Source organism: Pelagicoccus enzymogenes (assembly GCF_014803405.1).
Classification (GTDB): domain Bacteria; phylum Verrucomicrobiota; class Verrucomicrobiia; order Opitutales; family Opitutaceae; genus Pelagicoccus; species Pelagicoccus enzymogenes.
The window spans coordinates 113257-138125 of record NZ_JACYFG010000036.1 but is presented as its reverse complement, the minus strand read 5'-3'; the positions used below and the strand labels follow the sequence as shown (position 1 = coordinate 138125).

The 24869-nt window shown below is 56.5% G+C and carries 15 protein-coding genes; 10 read left to right on the top strand and 5 right to left on the bottom strand.

Annotated elements, in window-relative coordinates:
* Positions 1–19 precede the first annotated feature (19 nt).
* Genes IEN85_RS12945 through IEN85_RS12930 form a run of 4 tightly spaced genes read right to left on the bottom strand, consistent with a single transcriptional unit; the run spans position 20 to position 4840 of the window.
* Complete coding sequence (locus IEN85_RS12945; RefSeq protein WP_191617502.1) at positions 20–1186, bottom strand: four-carbon acid sugar kinase family protein; 1167 nt, start codon at positions 1184–1186, stop codon at positions 20–22.
* 9 nt (positions 1187–1195) lie between these two features.
* Positions 1196–2125, bottom strand: a complete 930-nt coding sequence (locus IEN85_RS12940; protein ID WP_191617501.1) for a dihydrodipicolinate synthase family protein — start codon at positions 2123–2125, stop codon at positions 1196–1198.
* Entirely contained in the window at positions 2125–3309 is a 1185-nt protein-coding gene (locus tag IEN85_RS12935) for an iron-containing alcohol dehydrogenase (RefSeq protein WP_191617500.1), read from the bottom strand. The genes IEN85_RS12940 and IEN85_RS12935 overlap by 1 nt, the downstream gene beginning before the upstream one ends.
* Positions 3302–4840, bottom strand: a complete 1539-nt coding sequence (locus IEN85_RS12930; protein WP_191617499.1) for a sodium:solute symporter family transporter — start codon at positions 4838–4840, stop codon at positions 3302–3304. The genes IEN85_RS12935 and IEN85_RS12930 overlap by 8 nt, the downstream gene beginning before the upstream one ends.
* Positions 4841–4885: 45 nt before the next feature.
* Between IEN85_RS12930 and IEN85_RS12925 the strand changes: the two genes are divergently transcribed.
* Entirely contained in the window at positions 4886–5164 is a 279-nt protein-coding gene (locus IEN85_RS12925; RefSeq protein ID WP_191617498.1) for a hypothetical protein, read from the top strand.
* Here the strand turns inward: IEN85_RS12925 and IEN85_RS12920 are convergent.
* Positions 5151–6239 (bottom strand): LacI family DNA-binding transcriptional regulator, encoded by a 1089-nt coding sequence (locus IEN85_RS12920; protein ID WP_191617497.1) that lies wholly within the window; start codon positions 6237–6239, stop codon positions 5151–5153. The two genes, IEN85_RS12925 and IEN85_RS12920, sit on opposite strands and share 14 nt — an antisense overlap.
* A gap of 354 nt (positions 6240–6593) precedes the next feature.
* On the opposite strand from IEN85_RS12920, the gene IEN85_RS12915 reads away from it, so the two are divergent.
* The 9 genes from IEN85_RS12915 to IEN85_RS12875 are packed head-to-tail and all read left to right on the top strand — an operon-like array spanning position 6594 to position 24867.
* Positions 6594–8219 carry an MGH1-like glycoside hydrolase domain-containing protein gene (locus IEN85_RS12915; RefSeq protein ID WP_224772617.1) on the top strand — a complete coding sequence of 542 codons (1626 nt, stop codon included), beginning with the start codon at positions 6594–6596 and terminating at the stop codon, positions 8217–8219.
* Positions 8220–11207, top strand: a complete 2988-nt coding sequence (locus IEN85_RS12910; RefSeq protein WP_191617496.1) for a DUF6298 domain-containing protein — start codon at positions 8220–8222, stop codon at positions 11205–11207. It begins immediately after the preceding gene.
* A gap of 36 nt (positions 11208–11243) precedes the next feature.
* Positions 11244–12809, top strand: coding sequence for a DUF5060 domain-containing protein (locus IEN85_RS12905; RefSeq protein WP_191617495.1), 1566 nt, complete (start codon positions 11244–11246; stop codon positions 12807–12809).
* Positions 12810–12842: 33 nt separating this feature from the next.
* On the top strand, positions 12843–13895 hold the full coding sequence (locus tag IEN85_RS12900) for a glycoside hydrolase family 43 protein (RefSeq protein WP_224772616.1): 1053 nt from the start codon (positions 12843–12845) through the stop codon (positions 13893–13895).
* 34 nt (positions 13896–13929) lie between these two features.
* On the top strand, positions 13930–14853 hold the full coding sequence (locus tag IEN85_RS12895; protein WP_224772615.1) for a glycosyl hydrolase family 28-related protein: 924 nt from the start codon (positions 13930–13932) through the stop codon (positions 14851–14853).
* An 18-nt stretch (positions 14854–14871) separates the two neighbouring features.
* Complete coding sequence (locus IEN85_RS12890; RefSeq protein ID WP_191617493.1) at positions 14872–15795, top strand: dihydrodipicolinate synthase family protein; 924 nt, start codon at positions 14872–14874, stop codon at positions 15793–15795.
* A gap of 21 nt (positions 15796–15816) precedes the next feature.
* Complete coding sequence (locus tag IEN85_RS12885) at positions 15817–17307, top strand: sodium:solute symporter family protein (RefSeq protein ID WP_191617492.1); 1491 nt, start codon at positions 15817–15819, stop codon at positions 17305–17307.
* Positions 17307–20834 (top strand): glycosyl hydrolase family 95 catalytic domain-containing protein, encoded by a 3528-nt coding sequence (locus IEN85_RS12880; protein WP_191617491.1) that lies wholly within the window; start codon positions 17307–17309, stop codon positions 20832–20834. Before IEN85_RS12885 ends, IEN85_RS12880 begins: the two co-directional genes overlap by 1 nt.
* A 19-nt stretch (positions 20835–20853) precedes the next feature.
* Positions 20854–24867 carry an exo-alpha-sialidase gene (locus tag IEN85_RS12875; protein WP_191617490.1) on the top strand — a complete coding sequence of 1338 codons (4014 nt, stop codon included), beginning with the start codon at positions 20854–20856 and terminating at the stop codon, positions 24865–24867.
* Positions 24868–24869: the final 2 nt, after the last annotated feature.

The window sequence follows — 24869 nt, the reverse complement described above, 5'->3', positions numbered from 1 at the left end:
AATGGATGCGTGTTTGGCCTCAGTTTTCGAGGGATAGCTTTTGTACGAGCGCGGCGGGCCAAGGGTAGCTGCCCGGTTTGCTCGTGATGGTCAGTTTTTCGAAGCTGGGCGTAGAGAGGGAGACGACTCCTCCGGCCCATACATGTTCGACTTGCAGCTCGTTGATATCGAGTTGTTGCAGCACGAGAGCCGCTGTCGCTCCTCCTTCGACGATGAGATGGAGCCGGTTGGAGAAGTGGGGGCGCCGCGACTTCAGTTTTTTGAGAATCTCCGCAAGGGCCCTTTCTATTTCCAGAGATGCGTTGGCCGGCGGGCGCGCGAGGCGCTCGAATTCGACGGTGGCGAGGCCTTCGTTTCGTAGTGCCTCGGAAAGCGCTTCGATGGTCTTTTTTAAAGCTGTAGCGTCGTTGCGCTCGGGGGAGAGTTGGAGCCGCGTGAGCTTGCGTCCCTTGACTGCGTGGTGGAATGCCTCCCTCTGGTGGGAGACTGTGCCGTGGATGAGCAGGCTTGCTTGCTTCGCTCGAATTGGATTGTGGGCGATATTTGAGACTTTTGGCTTCTCGTCCTCGATAATGCACTCGTAGAAGTCTCGGCCGCCCGCGGGAAGGTCGGTTGCTTCTAGCTTGCGGCTCCAAGCTTTGACGTCGGAGGCTGAGGCAGATTCGCAAACAACGATGCCCGCTGCGGGAAGTTCGTCTGCGAGTGTGCAGTAGTGTAGGGGAAAATCAGATACGATCCCGATGAGCTGCAAGGGGTCGTCGCTCGTGGCGGGATGCGTCGGGTCTTTGGCGAATTCGGTTTTGGATAGGGGCGTGCCGTTGACGAGGTAGGTTCGGTCCTTGATGGCGCGTCCTGCGGATGGATTGGCGGGATGGAGGATGACGCGGGGCTTGTTGAGGGCTTTGGCGAGCGTCGCGAGCTCGGTGGCGACATTGCCTCTCAGTACGGAATCGACCTTTTTGAAGTATCTTTGCGGGGGCTGCTTTTCTATAAAATCCAAGGTTCGCTCGATGGCGGACTGGGCGTCGGCGGCTTGCAGGAGCCGGGAGTCTGTATCCAGAACCGTATGGCGCACGATGGTGTACTCGGGGATCGGAGTCCGGAGCACGGCGCTGCTGAATCCATGTTGGAAGGATGCGGCCGCGATTTCGGCAGCGCCCGTGAAATCGTCTGCCACAACTATCATGATGTCCTGCTAGTCTTGTTTTTTGGAGCTGCCGGTGGGCAGTTCCTCGAATGCTTCCAGCAGTGGCTTGAAGGATTCGATTTCGCTGGAAGGCCGCGTTTCTAGGGGAGGCAGCATGTAGTGCTGGCAAAGTCCTAGAGCCGCCATGCAGGCTTTGAGAGTTGCCAGGGACTGTCCGAGCGTGCGGTCCTTTTGGAAGATCTGGGCCAGCTCGTTGGCTTGCTGCTGAGTCTCCTGGGCAGCGTCCCAATCGTTTTCCTCGACCTGCTTTTCGAAGGTTTGCCAGAGGTGGGGCGCGAGGTTGCCGGAGCTGGGTACGAGTCCGTCGTACCCGTGGCGCATGGCTTCGAGCGAGTTGCGAGCGACTCCCATGAAAATAGAGAAGTCGTCCCGATTCCCGAGGGTGGCGATGGCCTCCAGGCGTCCAGGTAGGTTTTCAGAGTCCTTGAAGCCGACTACGTTGTCCCAGTCGGAAATGGTTTTAACCACTTCGATGGGAATGGACATGTGGGTTGCGGGCGGGATGTTGTAAGGTACGATCGCGCCGTTGATTTGATCGGACAAGAGCTGGAAGTACTGGACCATTTCCCCAGCGGTGAGGGTGTAGTAGCTCGGCAAGTGGGCAACCACGGCATCGACGCCGATGGTCAGGTAAGCGTTCGCGGCGTCGATGGAATTCAAAACGCAATTGTCTCCAATCCCTGCATACACGGGAACGCGTCCTGCGGCAGCCTTGACTGCGATTTCCACGAAGCGGTTACGCAGGGAGGACGGGATCGAAGCGGCTTCTCCGGTGGTGCCCATGACGAACGCTCCGATGCCGTGGGAGGCGAGGCGGTCGACCATTCGCTCGGCGGCTGTCTCGTCCAGGCTTAGTTCCTTGGTGAACGGCGTGACCATGGGAACGATCGTGCCTCTGTGTTTGTTTGGCTGGCTCATTAGAATGCGTTTCGGTAGATTGCTTCAGCGTCCGTTTGCGTCAGGTCTCTTAGATTGTTGACAAGGAGTCGTTGGATGGTGAGGGCAGCGGCGGCCATCCGAGGAATGTCGTCTTGGCTGACCCTGAAGTCCGACAAGCTGCTGGGGATAGAGCAGTCGGCGCAGAGCTGGGTGAGGGATTGGATAAAGCGCTTTGCTTGCTCGGTAACGTCGTCCGTGGAGCTGGCGATACCGAGATGGAGGGCGATTTCGGCGTAGCGTTGAGGGGCGGTCACCGCGTTGAAACTGAGGACGTGCGGCATCAACATGGCGTTTGCCAGCCCATGCGGCACCTGGAATTCGCTGCCCAGCGGATAGGAGAGCGCGTGGATTGCTGCGGTATTCACAGGCCCTAGGCAGAGGCCCCCGTAAAGGCTTCCGAGGGCGAGGGCTGACCGTGCTTCCGTATTGCGGCCGTCTTCGATGGCGGCTTTCAGGTTTTGGAAGATGAACTCGACGCCTTTGAGGGCGTAGACGTCTACCAGGGGATGGGCGTTGCGGTTGGCGTAGGCTTCGATGCAGTGGGAGAGGGCGTCTAGGGCGGTGCTGGCCGTAGTCCCGCTGGGAAGCGAGTAGGTCAGTTCCGGATCGACAAAGGCGGCGTCCGGCACGAGCCAAGGGCTGATGATGCCTTTTTTCAGCTGCGCCTCTACGTCGAGGAAGATGGCGTTCGGCGAAACTTCGCTGCCTGCTCCCGAGGTGGTGGGAATGGCCAGCAGCGGAATGGGACGGGACGGCAGGAGTCCGTTGCCGACGAAAGTCGAAAGGGACGCTGCTTGGCGAACGGTGGCGGCGGCGATTTTCGCGATGTCGATGACGCTTCCTCCGCCGAAGCCGATGGCTGCCTGAGCGGCGGTGGAACGAAGCCAAGCTCGGGCGCTTTCGGCGTCTTGCAAGGTGGGCTCCGCTGGCTGGGCCTGCGAAACGTGGGTTTCGATCTTGGCCGCTTGCAGCGCGTCGAGAAGTCCGGCGGCGAGGCTGCAGGTGGACCTGGATACGAAGAGAGCCACGGAGGCGATGTTTCTCTCTTTCAGGAAATCGACCGCCTGCAGGCTCGCTCCAGCGCCAAATGAGATTTTGGCGGGTTGAAGCAGCGTAAGGGGACGCAGTTTGCTGCGGCAGTTCGCTTCGAGTGAGTTAGGCACGGTTCTGTTTCCTTCTAAAGGTGAGTTCCTCCACGTTTTCCGGTCGGTATCCGCCGAGAGCCAAGCTGCTCAGGTAGCCAACGCCGAAGAGGATGAAATGGCCACCGATACCGAAGTAGATCGGGTGCCAGCTAAAGTTGTAGCCGAGATCCAGGATGCGGGCGTCGCCGCCGGAAGTGAGCACTCCCCATGCGGTGAAAACGAGGCAGGCAGCGATGCCGGTGTAGCAGCCACGGCGAGTGGCCCGGCGGGTCAGGAAGCCGAGCAGGAAGAAGCCAAGGGTGCCGCCGGACAGGATTGCGGCGATGGTGACAGCTCGCTCCATGATGGAAGCCATGCCTTGCTCGGGGATGAGGAGCATGGCGGTTCCGGCAGCGAACGCTCCCGCGAGGGCCACGAAAAAGCGTCCGCTCATGAGGCGCGCTTTCTCGCTCAACTTGGGCTTCCAGTAGAGCAGGTAGTCGTTGGTGGCGACGGTGGAGATACTGTTGAGGTCGGCGCTGATGGAGGACATCGAGGCCGCCAGAATGGCAGCTAGGATGAGCCCGACGATGCCGGCTGGCATGTGCCCGAGGATGAAGTGTGGCACCACGTCGTCAGCTGTGGCTGGACCGGCCTCGCCGCTGAGTTGGTAGTAGCCCCAAAGGCAGGCGCCGATGAACATGAAGACGGTCCAAACGGGGACGCAGAGTAGGGCGTTCCAGAGCGCACCGCGGCTGGCTTCCCGGTCCGTTTTGGCGATCAAGTAACGCTGTACCATGTGCTGGTCGGCAACGTAGCGACGACCCCAGTTGATGGTGTAGGCAAGTATGAAGAGCCACTGGGTGGTGACGGCGGGATCGGTAAGGGATTTCCAGTCGAGGCTGAAGTCGCCGAGGCTGAATCGGCCCCCTTCCCAGGCTTTGGCGATGACGGCTCCGGGGGCGCCGACTTCCGAGGCGAAGACCAGGCGGAAGGTGATCAGGATGGCCGCGCCGATGAAGATGGCTCCTTGGGCGACGCTGGTCCAGACCACGGCTTCCATGCCGCCAACCATGGTATAGAGAACGGTGAAGAGGGCGATACCGAGAATGACGTCCGAAAGGTCCCAGCCCGTCATCACGTGCACGGCGACCGCGGTCGTGACGAGGGTGACGCCGAGGTCGAAGGTGCGATCGGCCAAAAATCCGAAGGAAGCGTAGAACTTGCCGCCCAATCCGAATCGCTTGCCGATGAACTCGTAGGCGCTCATCCCCACGACGTTGCGGTAGAAGGGGACGATGAATTTGGCTACGACGATGAGCACGAGCGGCAAGGTCAAGTTGCCGAGCAGCAGGATCATGCCCTTTTGGTAGGTCGACCCCGGGAGTCCGACGATGGTGCCGCTTCCGATGATGGTCGCCATCAAGGTCATCGCGACGGCCCATGCGGGCATGGAGCGGTTGGCTACGAAGTAGTCGGCGGCAGTTTTGGGACGCGAGCTAGCGGCTAGTCCGATCAAAGCGATCGCCAGCATGTAGATGCCAATAACTGCATAGTCTAGTACACTCAAGAAAGCTAGGGTTTGGGGTGCCATGAGCCAGCCATCGCACGGCTCATGGAAAATGTGAAACCTTTCAGTGATGAAAAGATCAAGGCTATTTTCATGAAAAACGATGATATAACAAGAATTGTTTCATCTCGATTATCGCTCAATCAGCGGGTGGATTTTTTTCGAAAAAGGGTGCTTGTCGTTGTGGGCTCAGGGCTGGGGCGAGCTGGTGTTGGGGCGTGGTGGCAGCGCTTCGCCTTGGGGCGAGGCCCAAAAAAGCGCCACCGCGAGGGAGGCGCTTTGGAGGCGAAAGTAGTTGGAGAGCAGCTGCTTACAGTTGCTTAACGGAGTTGCCGGGAACGAGGGTGGGCTCCACCAGGTTCTGGAAGTGGCACTTTTGGTTGGGGTTGGAGATGCGCCAGATGAGCTGGTCCACGGCTCTTTGGCCGATGACTTCGGCGTGCACGTCGATGGTGGTGAGCGTGGGGTTCATGTTGGCCAAAAGCGGCTTTTCGTTGTTGCAGGAAATGATGCTGACGTCCTCGCCCACCTTGAGGTTGCGTTGGGCGAACGCCGCGTAGGCCTGGACGGCGGTGCGGTCGGAGGGGACGAAGAGGGCGGTCGGGCGCTTGGCCTTGGGGAGCTGCATCCAGCGTTCCACCAGCACGTCGACGTTGTTTTGCAGGGTGATGGAAGGAAGCGGCCATTCGATGGAGGAAGGCGGGTCCACTTCGAGGGTACTTGTCTCGTGTCCGAGGCGAGCGGAGTGTTGGCTGAAGGAGGCCTTCATTCGCTCGAACTGAATTTGCCCGGGCTTGGGGTTGAGGAAGGCGGTCCTGCGGTGCCCTTTTTCGTTGAGGTGCTCGGCTACGAGGCGGCCGGCCTCCTCGGTGTCGTAGTTGCAGTGGTCGCCGACCGCGTTGGGCAAGCGGCCCATGAGCCAGACGTAGGGGATGGAGTAGAAGCGGCTGAGCAAGCTGCGCTTCGCTTCCGAGGGAAGCACTCCTTGGTTGGGGCCTTTGAGGATGAGGCCTTCGATGTGTTGATCGGAGATGAAGTGTGGGGTGCGGTCGCCATTGGGTATGTTGGCGAGCATGAGGTTGTAGCCTTGGGAGGCGAGCGAGCGTTCGATGCCGTGCACTGCGGAGCTCACGATCGGAAGCTGTACGAGGGTGTCCTCCATGCCGAAGAATACCAGACCGATGTTTCCGACCCGACGGTCGTTGGATTCGCGGGGGCGCTTGCGGTTGCGCAGCCGTACGTACCCGAGCTCGTTCACCGCGTCGTTAACGCGGTTGCGGATGTCTTCGTTGACGTCCGGGTGGTTGTTGAAGACGCGCGAGACGGTGCCAATGGCGACCTCGGCCTTGCGGGCCACGTCGGCGATAGTGGCTCGGCTGCTTTTCTTTCGGGTGGTCATGTTTTGGGAGGAAGGATCGATTGAGGTAGCTGTTTAGGTGAGGAAGTGTGATTCGGGAAGTGAAAAATATTGACAGGTGCCCGCATGACTGCCGGTTATTTCATTTGAAATATGAGATGAAATAAAACCACTGTTCTGTACGTGTCAATCAACGATCGTGCAAAAGGAGGCAATTTGCTTGGATGGGAGAAACGGCTTTGCAAGCCCTCGTTCACCCGCTCCGGGAGCCGCCTGATTGTCAGAGTCTGAGATGCGTGCAATAGTGGCTGAACCAACGCATATCTTGCTGAAGATCAAAACCTATTAAAAGGCAGCCCTGCGGCTTGCCGCCCGAATTTACCCCCATTTTTGTCTATGGACCCCCGAAACCCTAAGAATCCTGAATCGAGCGCTGGCGAAGCGATTCGCCGTTTCCCGCTCAAGTCCTTGTTACTCGCTTTGCCGCTAGCCGCTGCGTTTGTCGCTCCGACTCTTTTCAGTGGCGACAAGCAAAAGTCTCGCTTGGCGGTCTTGGACGAGGGCGACTACCGCGGCATCGTCGAGAGCTTTAACGAGTGGGACGACGAGGCGGTGGTGAACCTCGTGCCGAACGCCGCGTCCTGGGACTGGATGGCGGATCAGGTGCCTTTCCTCGACTGTCCGGACGAGGACTTGCGGGAGATCTACTACTTTCGTTGGTGGGCCCTGCGGAAGCATTTGAAGCAGGTGGGCGACTACTACGTGTACACGGAGTTCATCGAGCTCGATACGAAGGCGTGGTTCATTCCGCCGGAGCGGACCATCGCGAGCGCCCTGGGTCACCATTTCATGGAGACGCGTTGGCTGGTCGACCAGAGCAAGGACGACTCCTACCTCGACTACTGGATGGTAGGCAAGGACGGTGGGCCCCAAGGACATTTCCATCGTTACAGCAGCTGGCTCTACGACGCTCTTTGGCAGCGATACCTCGTTACCGGCGACAAGGCGTTCATCGCCGATCGCTTCGACCGCTTCGAGGCGGACTACAAGCTTTGGCAGGAAGAGAAGCAGCTGGAGAGCGGGCTTTACTGGCAGGCGGACGTGTGGGACGCCATGGAGGAGTCGATCTCGGGCGGGCGGCACGAGAAGAACGTGCGGCCGACCATCAACAGCTACATGTTCGGCAACGCGGTGGCCCTCTCGAACATGGCCGCTCTAGTGGGCAAGCATGAGAAGGCCGACGCCTACCATGCCGAAGCGGAGGCCCAGCGTAAGCGAGTGCTGGATACGCTGTGGAGCGAGGAGCTGACGTTCTTCGAGTCGGTGAAGGAAACCGGCGGCTTCGCGAACGTGAGGGAAGCGATCGGCTTCATTCCGTGGTATTTCAATCTGCCGACGAAAGGGAACGGATACGAGGAAGCTTGGAAGCAGGTGCTCGACCCTGAAGGCTTTTCTGCCCCATACGGCCTGACCACTGCGGAGCAACGCCATCCTGAATTTCGTTCGCATGGCACTGGCTACTGCGAGTGGGATGGGGCGATTTGGCCTTACGCGACCTCGCAGACGCTCGTTGCCATGGGCAATGTGATTCGTAACTACGAGCAAGAGGTCGTGTCCAAGGAAGACTTTTATGACGCTTTCCTCAGCTACACGCGGGCTCAACGCAAAAACGGACTTCCTTACATCGGCGAGTATCAGGACGAGCAAACGGGGGAATGGCTCAAGGGGGACAACCCGCGCAGCAAGTTCTATCACCATTCCACCTATGCAGATCTCTTGATCGCCAACTTGATTGGTATCCGTCCTCAGGATTCAAATCGCGTGGTGATCGACCCCTTGCTTCCGGAAAGCGTTTGGGATTGGTTTTGCCTCGATGGCGTTCCTTACCGTGGCCATATGCTGACCGTGATCTGGGATAAGACGGGGCAGCACTACGGCAAGGGAGCAGGACTTACCTTGATGGTTGACGGGGCGGTTGTTTCCCAAAGCAGGGAGCTAGGAAGATTGGAGGGAACCCTCTAAATGAGGCGTATCCGAAAAATCGCTACCTATCTGCTCCTTGCTCTGGCAACGTTCGCCGCGTGCCAGGCGGAACAGCTCAAGCCGGTTTTCCGTGTGGATGAGGCGGGCCGCTTGGTCTACGATGCTGACGCGCGGGGAAATGTCGTGCCCGACTTTTCCAGCGCTGGCTATCGAGGAGGTGGCGTTTCGCTGCCGCGAGTCGATGCCAAGGTACGCGTGGTTCCGTCGGGGGCTGACGATACGCGCAGGATACAGGCTGCCATCGACTGGGTTTCGTCCTTGCCGCTTGATAGTCGCGGAATTCGCGGCGCGGTCGAATTGGCTCCAGGCGAGTTCATTGTAGCGGGGCAACTGAAGATTCGGGCTAGCGGCGTCTCCTTGCGAGGTTTTGCAGGCGAGGGAAATGAAACGGTTTTGATAGCGGCGGGAGAAGGGCGCCGCGATTTGATCTCCGTGGGAAGCTCCGCTAGTCCTGAGCTCGAAGCGGAACGGCGTTCGGTTTTGGAAGGCTATTTACCCGTGGGCGCTCGCGAGCTTGCTTTATCCTCCGTTGAAGGACTTTCAGCGGGAGACTCGATTCGTATCACGCGTCCTGGCAGCAAGCTCTGGGCAACGGACCTCGGGATGGATATCGCTCCGGCGCGGACGCCTTTCAATTGGCGCGGCGAAACGGTGGTTTTGCGATGGGACCGCGTAGTGCTAGGGATTTCAGGGGACCGAATTCTGTTGGACGCCCCAGTAACGACCGCCCTCGATGCCCGTTATGGGGAATCTTATGCCCAGAAAATCGTGGCGAGCTCCGCCCTATCTCAAATCGGGGTTGAGGATTTGTCCTGCGTCAGCGAATACGACTTGGGGAATTCGAAGGACGAGAACCACAGCTGGGTTGCGGTTTCGCTCAATGGAGTTGTTGACTCTTGGGTGAACAACGTGACAGCGACCCATTTCGCCCTTTCGGCGGTGCGAGTCGGGGAGGATTGCCGACGCGTTACGGTGCAGGATTGTTCGTTCCTCGCGCCGGTTTCGGAGATAGGAGGGCACCGTCGCCAAAGTTTCAATACGTATGGACAGCAGACGCTCTTTTTACGTTGTTATTCGGAGGACGCGATCGAGGACTTTACGGTTGGGCATCTAGCGACCGGGCCAAACGTTTTTCTGGATTGTACCACGCGCATGAGTCGAGGGACGAGCGGCTCGATCGGTCACTGGGCCTCGGGAATCCTTTTCGACAATGTGCATGTCGATGGCGGAATACTGGCGCTCGACAACCGTGAGATCTACAATCAAGGCGTAGGATGGGCCGCAGCCAACAGCGTTATATACCAGTCTTCCGCTGGCGAAATCATAACGCGCCGTCCGCCGACGGCCAACAATTGGGCGATTGGGGTTTGGGCCCTCTTCAGAGGAGACGGGACCTGGATACAAACCAGCGAGTTTGCGGACCCAGATAGTCTGTACCGCGCCCAATTGCAGGAGCGAGTCGGTGAGGGAGCAATCCAAGCGTTGGGACCGCGCTTGATGATCGCCAACCGCATGGCCGTCCCTGAGTTGGAGCAGGTGGTGCCTGAGCTGCCTCGGGCGGAGCTGTACGAGAAAAAGTCCATGCAAGTGGTGCATGGTCAGCTTCAGGTGGATGGACTGCCGATGATTGGAAGCGACGCAGGCATCACTTGGTGGCGTGGTCGCTTGCTGCCCACCCGTGCCGACCAATTTGGATACAGCATTACGCGATTCACTCCCGGGCGCTCCGGATCGGGGCTGACCGATGACCTGCACGCGGTTACGAATTCCATGCTGGAAAAGGGGCAGGTAGCGCTCCGTCACCATTACGGGCTTTGGTATGATCGCCGGCGGGATGACCACCAAATGTCGAGGCGGAGCTCTTCAGAGGTTTGGGCTCCTTTCTACGAGCAGCCTTTCGCCAGGAGTGGTGTGGGAAAGGCCTGGGATGGTTTGAGCAAGTTTGATCTTTTCGAATACAATCCCTGGTATTTTCAGAGGCTAGATGACTTTGCGGAGCTCGCGGAACGGAGAGGACTGGTTCTGGTTAACGAAATGTTCTTCCAGCACAACATCATCGAGTCGGGGGCGCATTGGGTGGACAATCCTTGGAGGCCAGTGAACGCCCTCCAGCAAACGGAGTTTACCGAGCCGCCTCCTTTCAAGGGGGATACGATCCAGATGGCGGACGAGTTTTACGACATCGAGCATCCGGTTCGCCGAGAAGTGAACCGCGCCTACATTCGCAAGTGCCTCGATAATCTGTCGGATCAGCGAAACGTGATCCATGTCATAGGCGCGGAATACACTGGACCGCTCCACTTTATGGAGTTCTGGCTCGACGTGGTCGCGGAATGGATGGAGGAAACCGGCAAGGACCCCGTGATTGGCTTGAGTTGCCCTAAGGATGTGCAGGATGCGATCTTGGAAGATCGGACACGCGCAGCGATAGTGGACGTAGTTGATTTTCAATACTGGTGGTATACGGACAGCGACGTTTTCGCGCCCGACGGGGGCGCGAGCTTGGCTCCCCGACAAGAAGTGCGCAAGTGGAAGGGAGGGCGTCCGAGCGGAGATTCTCTTGCCCGAATGGTATCCGAATACCGAGAGCGTTATCCGGAGAAGGCCGTTATCACCACTCTAGAGATCAAGGACCCGTGGGCCTACGCGCTCGCTGGCGGGTCGTTTGCTCCGCTGCCGCGAGAGATCGATTCAGCCCTGCATGAAGTCCTTGGCAAGGCTCGTCCTTTGCCTGGAAAAGCGAACGTAGCTTGGACGATGCGGAGCGACGCAGGAGACCTAGTAGCGCGATGCGGGAAGGGGCGTACGTTCGACCAGTCTCTTTTGCATACAAATTTCGAATACGAGTTTTACTCAGTCGATGCGAAATCCGGTTCGACGCGCTCAGAGGGGCGTTTCAGGGCCGACAGCAAAACCCTTATGAAGCTGATTTCAGAACACGAGCTGTTCTGGCTGCGTCCCATTTAAATCGCCATCAGTTTACCCCTTTAAATTACAATTCTTATGAAACAAATGAACGTGTTTTTGCGGGCGTGCTTGCTTGCCCTTTCTCTCAGTTCCTCGGCTGCTCTATTGGCGGAAACCGTCGAAAAATGGGGCCTTTACGAGATCGAGCTCGATGGCCCGAGCGATGGGAATCCGTTTTTGGATGTCGAACTCGAAGCGACTTTCACGAATGGCTATACAAGCAAGACTGTATCCGGGTTTTATGACGGTGAAGGCATTTACCGTATCCGTTTCATGCCGGAAGCTGTAGGTGAGTGGCGTTATACGACACAAAGCAATGACTGGAGCCTAACCAAACAATCCGGAACATTTACGGTAACGGAGCCGAGCGAAGGCAACCACGGTCCGGTGGGCGTCTACGAGACCTATCACTTCGCCTATGCTGACGGTACGCCTTACAAGCAGTTCGGCACGACCATCTACAACTGGATAGACGCTCCAGAATCGCTCCAGGAAGAGACGCTGCGCACGCTTGCGGAATCGCCGTTCAATAAAGCCCGAATGCTTCTCACACAACAGCCCACGCCCTACCGCAACGAATATGCTCCGCCGCGTTGGCCTTATGTTGGGACGCCTCCTCACGATTGGGACTTCACGCGTTTCAATCCTGAATTTTTCCGCCACTACGAGAAGCGAATCGAGCAATTGCGAGATTTGGGAATCGAAGCGGACATTATCCTCTTCAACCCGTATGGAAAATTTGGATTCGAGAGCCTTGATGCAGAGGGAGATGAACGTTTCGTTCGCTATGTGGTAGCCCGCTTCGGCGCCTACCGAAATGTTTGGTGGTCATTGGCTAACGAATACGATTTTCTTAAGACAAAGACCGAAGCGGACTGGGAGCGCATCGGGCGTCTTGTGATGCAATGCGATCCGTTCAATCACCTTCGTTCGATTCACAACGGACATTTGCTCTTCGACCATCGCCAAGACTGGGTAACGCATGTGAGCGTGCAAGACGGCCATGCCTGCGAGTCACCTGCTAGCGCCAAGATCTACCGGGACGCCTTTCGCAAGCCGGTCGTTTTCGACGAGATCAAGTACGAGGGAGATGCTAAGTTCCGCTGGGCGGACCTAGATGGCAAGGGCATGACCCATCGATTCTGGGCAGCCATGATGGCTGGAACCTATGTAGGTCACGGCGATTATTTCAATACTCTGGACGAAGACACATGGACTTCGTTCGGGGGTAAGATCCTCGGTGATAGCGTGCCGCGCATCGCTTTTCTGCGAGAGATTGTAGAGGACGGTCCCAAGGCCGGGCTCAATCTGATCGACAGTTGGATGAACCCTGGCATGACGGGGGTAGCAGGGGAGTATTACCTGCAGTACTTTGGCCGTGAAACGCCGGAGGAGTGGGAGTTCAAGCTTTACAAGGGGCTAGAGGCGGGGACCCGATTCAAGGTCGAGATTATCGATGCGTGGAATATGTCGATCACACCAGTGAAAGGTATCTTCGAGATTGGCGAAAAGGACGGGTATTACCACTACGATACCAAGGGGCGGAAGATAACGCTCAGTGGCAAACCTTACCAGGCGCTTCGTATCACGCGTGTAGACTAGGTCTGGAGTAGGGCAGAGAGAGGTATACGAGTTATGGATACGAATCAAACACGAGTTAGAATGGGCGGGATATATCGGTTGCTGCAGTTCGTAGCGCTGTGCTTTAGCCAGCGTATCCATCAATGCAGGATTCGATTTAATACTACGCTGGCTAAAGCTCAGCGCTACGGCTTTGCATTCGCTTCGATTCCTTTCGCCTCCGCTGAGGTTCCGGAAAAGGCGTACCTCTTCCCCCATTTCTACTGGAATGGGGATTCCGGCATGCATTTGGCATGGAGTCGGGACGGGCTTTCATGGGAACTTTTGAATGACGGGAAGAGCATGATCACGCCAGTGGTAGGTGAATCCAAGCTCTTGCGCGACCCTTCTGTGGCGCGAGGACCGGATGGCGCTTATCACATGGTTTGGACGGATTCCTGGGGCAGCAAGACGATCGGTTACGCTTCAACCAAGGACTTTATCAATTGGTCAGAACAGAAGACCATACCCGTAATGGTTCATGAAGAAGGGGCGCAAAACTCTTGGGCGCCGGAAGTTTTCTGGGATCCGGACGCAGAGAATTTTATCATCCTATGGTCGACAACCTTGAAGGGTGAATTTCCAGAAACGGCCCTAAGCAACCGCCGACCCACTAGAAACCATCGTATTTACTGCACGACTACAGAGGACTTTGAGCGCTTTGCACCGACGCGGCTTTACTACGATGGCGGGTTCAATGTGATCGATGCCGTCCTGGCCAAGGACGGGGCAGACTGGCTCATGTTTGTGAAGCACGAGCAACTCAGTCCCACCACTCAAAAGAACATTCGCTTGGTTCGCGGTAAGACGTCGCATGGTCCTTTTTCGGCTCCCTCGAATCCGATTTCGGGAGATTATTGGGCGGAAGGCCCCTCGCCGTTTAAGTTGGGGGATTACTGGTATGTCTATTTCGACAAGCATATGTTCAATGCATATGGCGCGGTGCGATCCCGCGATCTGGAAAACTGGGAGGATGTTAGCGAAACCTTGAGTTTCCCAAAAGACGTGCGGCATGGCTGCTTCATCGAAGTGGACCGGTCGATACTCGAACCGCTTCTGGCTCTTTGATTCCTGTAATCGCTTCACGAATACGAATTTTTTGATGATCCATAACCTACGAACCTTGATTGCAGTACTCGCTGTCGTCGCTATGCCAATCATAAGCTGGGGGCAGGACGAGCGACTAAGCGTGCGTGACTTTGGGGCGAAGGGAGATGGAGTGAATGACGACACTTCTGGAATCGCGAAAGCGATAGTTGCCGGAGCTAAGAAGGGGAGAACTACGGTCGTTTTCCCTGCTGGAGTATACCTGACGGATACGATTTTGGTGCAAAGTGGGCTTACGCTTTATGTCGATAAAGGGGCGACGCTTATCTGGAAGACAGGTGCCAATGACGGTGATCACAAATCGTTGATCTCGATCTTAGGAAAAGAGGACATCACCGTTGGAGGTGAGGGCACACTCCAAGGACTGTCGCCAAGTGGCTTGCTGCAAGTTGTCGATAGCGAGAGGGTAGTGATTCGAGGTCTGCATCTTGAAACACTAGGATCCACCGGCGACGGGATTACGCTAACATCTTCGACTGAGGTACGCGTAGAGGGCTGTTCAATTACCGGTGGAGGGCAAGCGATCGGGATAAGTGATTCCTCGAACGTTCGCATTTCGCAGTTGGGTGCTACGAGCGAGAAGGGACTGATTTGTCGCAGGGTGAACGATATCGAGTTCGTTGATGTTCGTATCGACTCGAAAGCGGGACCGCAGTTCTTGATTATGGAATCGAGCGCTGTGCTTCTCGACGCGATTGGGAGCCAGGAACGCAGTAGCGAACCGATCGTTTCGGCTCACGACGTGCAGGATTTGTTGCTGACCAACAGCCAAGCTGTGAGCGGAACGAAAACCTTTTTACAGATACTCGGTTCCCAAAGCAGGGGGATCGTGGCTCGGGGCAACGAACTCTCGCAATCGAGGGCGCCTGTAATGGTGGGACCCGACGTGCCCGCGGGACGCGTTGAAGTGGATTTATAGATTTCTAGACATCGAAAAATGAATACGAATTTACCAACTGAAGGAGTGCTCGCTGCGCTTTGTTTGCCGGTAGGAAACGACGGGCAACTGCTAGAGCCTGCTCTCGAAGCCCACCTCTCCTGGCTGCGCAGCAAAGGAATACACGGAGTCCTAGCGCTCGGTAGCACGGGCGAGTTTCCATTGATGTCGGTCGATGAGCGTAAGGAAGCTTTGGATACGGTACTTAAATTGGCCGGAGACCTTCCGGTGATCGCGAATATAAGCGACATCAATCCCAGGAACGTGGAAGCCTTGGGGCGTCACGCTAAGTCGATTGGCCTGCCCGGAGTCGCTGTGATGCCGCCCAGCTTTTATCCAGTGAATGCTCAGGAGCAGCTTAGCTTCTTCCTGCGTGTTGCCTCTGCTGTAGAATTGCCCGTGATGCTCTACAACTTTCCAGAGCTCACTGGAAATCGGATTGCTCCGGAAACGGTCGCAGCCTTTGCCGCTGCCGCTCCCATGTTTGGAATCAAGCAGAGTGGCGGAGAGTTCGCCTACCACCGGGAGTTGGTCGCGATAGGGGAAGCGAAGGGGTTCTCTGTGTACAGTGGTGCGGATACGCGCTTGCCGGAGGCCTTCGGACTTGGAGTGAAGGCGGCGATCGGAGGATTGGTTAACTTCGTGCCGGAATATATGGTCGCGATCTTTGAGCACTGCCGCAAAGGGAAAGCTTGTGACATGGACTTGTACGCCGCTCGTATGAAGGAAGTGGGCGCAATCATCGATCGATTAAGTTTCCCGGTTAACGTAGGCATGGGGATGTTGGCCCGTGGCTTTGAACCTGGAAGTTCGCGTACCAATGTTTCGGCAGCTTTTCGGGAAGAGATGAATCGCTCGAGCGAAGAGCTCAGACGTCTATTCGAGAAATGGAACCTATCGGTCGAGCGACCGGTATCGGTTTGAGATTTACGCTAGCAGTACCCCATGCACTCCGAATTTAGCAATTTAGACTTAGCGGTTTTGGCTGTTTATTTCATAGCCATCCTCGGCGTTGGATACGGTTTTCGCAAGAAGAGCTCCAGTGTTGAAGGATTTACAGCTGCGAACCGCAGCTTGCCCGGTTGGTTGACTGGTTTGTCGATTTTGGGAACTTATGTGAGCAGCATTAGTTTTCTCGCGATTCCTGGGAAGGCATATGCGGCGGATTGGAATTCGTTCGTATTCAGTTTGACCTTACCTTTGGCGACGTTGATTGCCATTCGCTGGTTTCTGCCTTTCTATCGCAACAGCGATTCGGTATCGGCCTACGAACACTTGGAAGAGCGTTTTGGCGTCTGGGCGAGGACATATGCGAGTAGTTGCTATTTGCTTACGCAGCTTGCTCGTATGGGAACGGTCATGTACTTGATGGCCTTGCCGCTGAACGTGCTTCTGGGGTGGAATATCAACTACATCATCATCGGCACGGGAATCTGCGTTACCGCTTATACCTTCTTAGGCGGGTTGGTGGCTGTCATTTGGACGGACGCTATCCAGACGATCATTCTTATTGTCGGAGCGTTTGTTTGCGGAGCGATTATGGTGTTCTCCTTGCCAGGTGGGTTGGGGGAGCTCTTTCAGGTCGCGAGCGAGTCGAACAAGTTTAGCTTGGGTGACTATGGTTTCAGCCTGACGGAGTCTTCCTTCTGGGTGGTGCTTGTCTACGGCCTCGTAATCAACCTGCAAAATTTCGGCATCGACCAGAATTACGTGCAACGCTACGTGGCCTCGAAGTCCAACGCGGAAGCGCGCAAAAGTCTCTGGGTAGGCGGGGCGACATACCTGCCAGTTTCCGCGATCTTCTTTTTCCTGGGGACGGCGCTTTTCGCGTACTATAAAGCGTTTCCTGATCTGTTGCCCGAGGCCTATTTCGATGCTCAGAACGCAGACAAAGTTTTTCCCCACTTCATCGTGGACGCCCTGCCGAGCGGGGTGACGGGATTGCTGATCGCTGCGGTGTTTGCGGCCGCGATGAGCACGGTTTCCACCAGCTTGAACTCGTCTTCGACGATTGTGCTGAACGACTACTACAAGCGCTTCAGGAATCGCCAGGCGGACGAGGCCTCAAGCATGCGTTTCCTGCACGGAACTACCATCGTTTGGGGGATCCTAGGTACCTGTATGGCTCTGGCCATGACGCAAGTGAAGAGCGCATTGGATGCCTGGTGGAGCTTGGCCGGGATCTTTGGCGGCGGTACTTTGGGCTTGTTCCTCTTTGGTATGATCGCCCGTCGAGCCAAGAATGCTGCAGCGGTGGCAGGCGTTTCGGTGGGAGTGCTGTTGATCGTGTGGATGTCGCTTTCCTTGCGGGAAAATCTCATTCCAGAGGCGATCCAGAGCCCGTTCCACAGTAATTTAATAATCGTATTCGGTACGGCGACCATCCTTCTGGTGGGTGGTTTCGTGAGCCTGCTAATAGGAAAGAAAGCTTTATAATGATAGTAGGATTAAGGGAAATAACAGTTGGTGGATTGATCGCGTTTGGCAGCCAGTCGCTCGCGAGCGCAGAGGAGGTTACGCTCTGGTACGACGAACCCGCGGTGCATTGGACGGAAGCCTTGCCGGTGGGTAACGGAAGTCTCGGAGCTATGGTTTTCGGAGGCCTGGAAGAAGAGCATCTTCAGTTCAACGAGGACACGCTTTGGAACGGAAATCCACACGAGTACCAACATGAAGGAGCGGCCGAGGTTTTGCCGGAATTGCGGCGCTTGTTGGAGGACGGCAAGCAGGATGAGGCGGAAGCGCTTGCGAACGAGCGGTTCATGAGCGTGCCGCTGCGCCAAAAGTGGTACCAACCGATGGGGGATCTCTACCTTGCTTTTCCGGGGCATGAGGGAGCGGAGCATTACAGGCGCGAGCTGGATATGTCGGAAGGCATCGCCCGGGTCGCTTACAAGGTGGGTAATGTTGAGTACAAGCGTACTACCTTTTCGAGCTATCCCGATCAGGTGATCGTACAGCGTTTGACCGCTAGCGAGGGCAAGTCGCTCGACTTCACGCTTCGCTTTGGGACCGAGCATCCGGACAGCGAGATTAAATGGGTGGGCAAGGACAGTCTTTTGCTCACCGGTCAGGTCGACGACTTGACCCACGAGCGGATGAGCGAGGAGCAGTCGGCCTATTTTAGAGAAATGTATCCGGATAATGGACTGCGCTTTGCCGCGAAAGTAACGGTCCTGCTAGAGGGAGGAAAGATGCGGCGTAAGGGGAATCAAATCGAAGTGCGCAAGGCGGATGCGGCGACGCTCATTTTAAGCGGAGCGACTTGCTTCGTTACGTTCCAGGACATTTCAGGTGATCCGATTGCCCGGGTCGGTGCAGCGATTGATAAAGCCAAGACCAAGACCTATGACGAATTGATAGCAGAGCATCGTTCCGACTTCGCTTCGCTTTTCGATCGCATGGCCGTAGATCTAGGGACCACGGAACGCAGCGAGTGGAATACCTACGAGCGCTTGAGGGCGGAGGACCGTTCGCGAGATCCTGGTTTGGTAGCGTTGCTTTTCAACTACGGCCGCTACCTTTTGATTTCGAGTAGCCGTCCGGGATCGCAACCCGCGAATTTGCAGGGCATTTGGAACGATCAGGTGCGCCCGCCTTGGGGAAGCAAGTACACGATGAACATCAACGCGGAGATGAATTACTGGCCTGCGGAGGTGGCGAACCTCAGCGAGCTGGCGGATCCGCTTTTCGACATGATCGACGATTTGGTCGTGAGCGGTCGAAAGACTGCCAAAACCCACTACGACGCCGACGGATGGGTCTTGCATCACAACACTGACCTCTGGCGTGGCACGGCTCCCATTAACAATTCCAATCACGGTATCTGGCCAACAGGGGGAGCTTGGCTCTGCTATCACCTTTGGGAACGGTATCTGTTTACTGGAGACAAGGTTTTTCTAGAAGAGCGTGCCTACCCTATCATGAAGGAAGCTGCGGAGTTTTTCGTAGACGTATTGTACGAGGATCCTGAAACAGGCTATCTGATCAGCGGTCCTTCAAATTCGCCCGAGCACGGAGGCCTGGTCATGGGGCCGACTATGGATCATCAGATCATCCGCAGCCTCTTCGACGCAGTTTCGCGTTCGGCAGACATTCTAGAGAGAGACAAGGCGTTTGCTAGACAGCTGGAGCGCTTGGCCTCACGTATGGCGCCGAATCAGATTGGACGGCTCGGGCAGTTGCAGGAGTGGCTGGAAGACGTGGACGATCCTGACAACCGCCACCGTCACGTTTCACACCTTTGGGGCGTTTTTCCAGGCCGGGAGATCACAACACGGACGCCTGAACTACTGGCGGCAGCCCAAAAGTCGCTTGAGATGCGAGGTGACGGCGGAACGGGTTGGTCGCTCGGGTGGAAAATTAATCTTTGGGCTCGTATGCAGGATGGAGACCATGCCCTGAAAATCGTGCACAACCAGCTGAACTTGGTTGATCCCGGGCACGGAGGAAAAGGGGGTGGAGGTGTGTATCCAAATCTCTTCGACGCGCACCCTCCTTTTCAGATCGATGGGAACTTTGCCGCGACGGCTGGAGTTTGCGAAATGTTGGTGCAAAGCCATGAGTTTGCGTCTTCGAAGGAGAAGCGTAGGGAGATCGCGCTTTTGCCCGCGCTGCCCTCTTCGTGGAAGGAAGGCTCGATTCGTGGGGTGAAAGCGCGAGGCGGTTTCGAGCTGGATATCGAGTGGAGCGAAGGCGTACTCAAAAGCGTTTCCATCCGTAGCGAAAAAGGTGGGGAAGCTCGCCTTCGTTACGGCAATCGAGTGGTTGACGTGCAACTGAAAGAAGGGGATTCGGCTCGCTTCGGAAAAGCGCTCAGATTGGGTGCGGCCTACTACCAAGGCGATAGATCGCCGATCGAGCTTTCCCAATGGATGATGGATTCGGTTTCGGAGCGATTCCAGACCTGGGTCCCCGAAGGCAAGACGGTTTACTCTGCTTGGGACTACGGCCTAGGGATGTTGGCTGTTGCCAACATTGAGCTTTTTCGAGCGAGTGGCGAGCAAAAGTGGTTCGACTATGCGGAGGAGATCATACGCCCGAACCTGTTGGAGGACGGCTCGATTCGTGGCTACGCGATGGAGGATTTCAACATAGACATGGTGAAACCCGGAAGCGGCATGCTCGACTTGTATCAGATATCTGGTGACTCGATCTATCAAAAGCCAATCGCTGCCATGCGGACCCAGCTTTTGAAGCAACCACGCACCAGCGAGGGCGGGTTCTGGCATAAGAAGAAATATACCTCCCAGATGTGGTTGGATGGCTTGTATATGGGAGCTCCCTTTCTGGCGCAGTACGCCAACATCTATGAGGAGCCAGCGGCTTTCGACGATGTGGTGAAGCAATTCGTGCTGATGGATAAGTACGCCTATGATCTTGAGGCGAAGTTGCATTACCATGCTTGGGACGAGGAACGGAAACAGCCTTGGGCCGACCCGAAGACGGGGCTATCTTCTAACTTTTGGTCCCGCTCCATTGGCTGGTACGGGATGGCCTTGGTGGATGTGCTGGATTACTTGCCGCAGGGACACCAAGGAAGGGAGGTGTTGTTGGAGATCCTCGGCCGTTGGGCGGAGGGCGTCGCGACGCACCAGGATTTGGATACAGGGCTGTGGTGGCAGGTGACGGACCTGCCTGACCGCGAAGGCAACTACTTGGAGAGCACTGCGTCCAGCATGTTCGTATTCGTTCTGGCCAAAGCGTTGAACCACGGCTACCTCGAGCGAGAGGAGTACGACGCTGTGCTACGCCGCGGCTGGGAGGGCATACAATCGGAATTTTTGGATGTTCACGAAGGCGAGCTGCAACTGGCGCAGTGTTGTCGTGTGGCGGGCTTGAGCGATTCGCGCGACGGATCGTTCGACTACTACCTGAGCGAACCCGTGATCTTTAATGACCTGAAAGGCCTTGGACCTTTCATTCGTGCCGGCGTTGAGCTGGAGACGTATTTCAAAAACTAAGTAAATAGGATTTAGACAAATGGATATAAGTAGAGTTTTCGATCGAGGTCGTCATTGGGCGGTCGCAATTGGAATGGCGATAGCCGGTTTTTCTCAGAATCTGAACGCGGTGGACGTTCCTGAACCTCTGTCCTTGGATGGAGAGTGGAAGTTCAAGTTTGCGGAGGACAAGAAGGCGGCGGACGAATATCGCTGGTTCTTTGAGGAGGGCTACGATTACAGCGACTGGGATACAATTCCGGTGCCGTCCCACTGGAGTCTACTTGGCTACGAGGATCCTAGGTGGGTCAATGGCTCGGAAGCGGAAGGCTTTTACTTCAAGACCTTCGTGGCTCCGGAAAACGCGAGCGAGCTGAGGACCTTCCTCAAGTTCGATGGCGTTTGGGTATCAACCGAAGTTTGGGTAAATGGTGAAGGCATGGGCCGCCACGACAGCGGCTTTACCGCATTTTCCTACGACATCAGCGGCCAGATCAAGCCAGGCGAAGAAAATGTAATTGCGGTACGGGTACGCCAGCAAATTGAGGGGCAGCTTTTCAAGTTCGACGCAAACGACGACTGGGCCCTCGCCGGTATCTATCGCAGCGTTTCTATCGACTATAAGCCCAAAGAACTCTTTATCGAACGGGTGGCGGTCGAGACGGATCTAGACGAGCTTTTCGTTGACGCTGACTTGAAGCTCGGCGTGTTCGTGCAGCGGAACGACAAGGGCGACTACTTTGCTCCTGGTCCTCCGTTCGATGTGGTTGCCACGCTTTCGACGCTTGCTGGGGAAGAGGTCGCCAAGAAGTCGTACGAAGCTTCCGTGATGGGCCGCCACAATGGGCGAGAAGTAAGCATGTCAGTGTTGGTCGACAATCCTGAGCTCTGGACTGCCGAGACGCCTAACCTCTACAATCTGAAGGTCGAGGTTGTGCAAGACGGCGTGGTGAAGGACAGCTGGAGCGATCGAATCGGATTCCGCGAAGTATCGACCGATGGCGGAGTGTTGCGGATCAACGGACAAGCGGTGAAGCTACGTGGCGTGGCCAGCCACGACCTTTGGCCGGACGTCGGAAGAGCGACGACTCGCGAGCATTGGATACGCGATATCGAGTTGATGAAGGCGGCAAATATCAATACGGTTCGCATGGCTCACTACCCGCACGCCGAAGGATTTGTGCGCTTGTGCGATGAATACGGGCTCTACCTGCTGGACGAAATCCCGCTCGGCTTCGGCGGCGACCGCATGGGCAATCCCATCTTCGCTGCAGGCGCCTACCTGCGAATCCACGAAACGATAGAGCGTGACCGGAACCGCCCCTCTGTTATCATTTGGGACTTCGGGAATGAAGATCCGTTTTCAGCGCTGCATCTCACCGGACTAAAGGCGATCAAAGGCTTGGACAAAACGCGTCCGGTCTTGATGCCGTTCCGCCATTCCCAAGATTTGCCGGAGGAGGTAGATATCCTCGCCCCTCATTACTGGACGGCGGAAGCCTACGACAAGTTGGCCAGCGAAGCGCGTCGCCCGATCGTATCCACAGAGTACACACATGCCATCGGACCGAATGACTTTGGCGAAATGGAGCAACGCTGGAAGGCCCTCACTCAACATGGCACCGGCGCTGGCGCCATGATTTGGCTTTGGGCCAACGAAGGATTGCTGCGCGAAGTGGGAGACCGCGAGGTCGCGGACCCGATGAAGGACAAGGACAAGTACTCCCGCGATGGTGGAGAGCTCGTCTTGGACAAGTACGTAGGGCGCGGTGAAAAGAAGATTATCGATTCCCACGGCAATTACGGTTCCGATGGTATCGTCGATGCGGACCGCTTGCCGCAGCGTGACTACTTTGAGGCGAAAGCCGTCTATGCTCCGGTGCAAGTTCTTGTCGAAGAAGCGAGCTTAGGCATGGGGGATTCATTCTTCCGCGTACCCGTGAACAATGGATACGACTTCTTGAACCTTTCGACGGTATCCTTTAACTGGTCGATTTATCGTGAGGACGATCTGCTGGACGAAGGAACCGCCTCTTTGTACGGCGAGCCGCACCAGACCGTTTCCTTAAAAATACCTGCCGAATCAGTCGACCTGTCCGTGCCGGGCGCCTACTACGCGGTGGTAGAGGTGCGGCGCGAGGACGGCAGCGAGATGGCTGAATATGCAGTGCGCCTTGGCGGAGAAAGCGAAGCGGTATCGGATGCCATTGTAGAAGCGGGTGAGCTGAGCGTATCTGAAAAAGCGGACGAGTTGGTTGTATCCACCGGGACCGTACGTTACGCGTTTGACCGCTCCAAAGGAATTATCGAGTCAATTAAGGTCGATGGGGTGCGCGTGGTGGAGGACTCGAGTTTTACTGCTTGGAGACCTGCAACCTTTGCGGAACGAAACCGCTTGGACAAGCGTAAGGACGGATATCCTTGGGAATCTTACTTGGGCGAGCTGGAGGCGAAGGCCCTGAGCTGGAAGGTGGAAAAGGGCGCAGAAGGCGTCACGCTTGAGACAAGTGTAGAGCATCGCTACGACGAGAAGAATGTCATCGAAGTGGACTATCGTTACTCTATCGATGCGAGAGGCGTTCTGGATCTATCGTACGTGGCTCGTCCGCGTATCGACCACGACTGGATTCCGGAGATCGGAGTTTCGCTCAAGATTGTTGACGAACCGGCGAATGTTGAATGGCAGGGTCTCGGCATCTTGGATACAACGCCAGGAAAGACCGCTGCAGCCCGTTTCGGACAATGGATCGCTCCCGTGTTCAGCAAGGAGGCGCGCGGGCACAAGACGCAGGTAGAGTGGGCACGCATCGCCCTTGGCGACGGCATTGGCTTCTACGCGGATGGTATGCCAGCTTTTCGATTGGATGGCGTTTATGGCGAGGGGAGCAAACTGCATCTGCTTTCCAATGTGGCTGGTTCTTGGGTGAAGAACGGACCCGCGGAACGCGAGGAATGGAACATCCCGGTTGGCAGCGATTCCGCGTTTGAAGGCTCCTTCCGCTTGGTTCCGACGGCGAAGGATCCGGAGATTGAAGCGGCTGCGGAAGCGGTGATCGATCACCCAGCTGTTTTGTCCTCGCAGTTCATCAACGAGAGCAAGACCTACAAGGAATGTCATGCCTCGTCTATCATCGACCTCGGAAAGGGGAAGCTGCTGGCGACATGGTTTGGCGGCACCAAGGAACGTAATCCGGACGTCGGCATTTGGGTTTCTCGTTTCGAGAACGGCCGCTGGGGCGACGCAGTGGAGGTGGCCAACGGAGTGCAGGAGGATGGCACGCGTCACCCCTCTTGGAACCCAGTATTGTTCCAGCCGGAAGGTGGCCCGATCTATCTTTTCTACAAAGTCGGCCCGAATCCCCGTGAGTGGTGGGGGCTCTACCGGACTTCCAAGAACGGCGGCAAGACTTGGAGCGAAGCAGTGCGTCTAGAGGACGGATTTCTCGGTCCGATCAAGAATAAGCCGGTGGAGTTGGCTAATGGCGACTGGTTGGCGCCCTCCAGCACCGAGGCGACTTACGACGGCTGGCGCGCTCACTTCGAGCGATCGCGCGATCAAGGCAAGACTTGGGAGTGGATCGGTCCGATTCATCCAGGTGTACATGGCGAGGAAATCGACTCGATCCAGGGAAGCGTTCTCGATCATGGGGATGGTGTCTTGCAGGTGCTTTGCCGTACCAAGCAAGGCTACCTCTCGAGCTCTTGGTCCTATGACAATGGAGAGACGTGGACTCCAACCCGCGCGACAGCGCTGCCGAATACCGGTTCCGGCACCGACGCGGTTACGCTCAAGGATGGTCGCCACCTCTTGATTTACAACCACACTTCGGGCCCCCCTGAGCGCTTGAGCAAAGGTGTGCGCTACCCCATCGACCTAGCTGTTTCCAGTGACGGAGTGAACTGGGATCGCGTCATGACCTTGGAAACCGAGCCGCGGGGAGCGGGCTACGCCTACCCAGCCATTATCGAAGGTAAGGACGGTCGTATCCACATTACCTACACATGGAACCGCGAGCTGATCAAGCACGTGGTCTTGGACGCAGACAAACTCTAGAG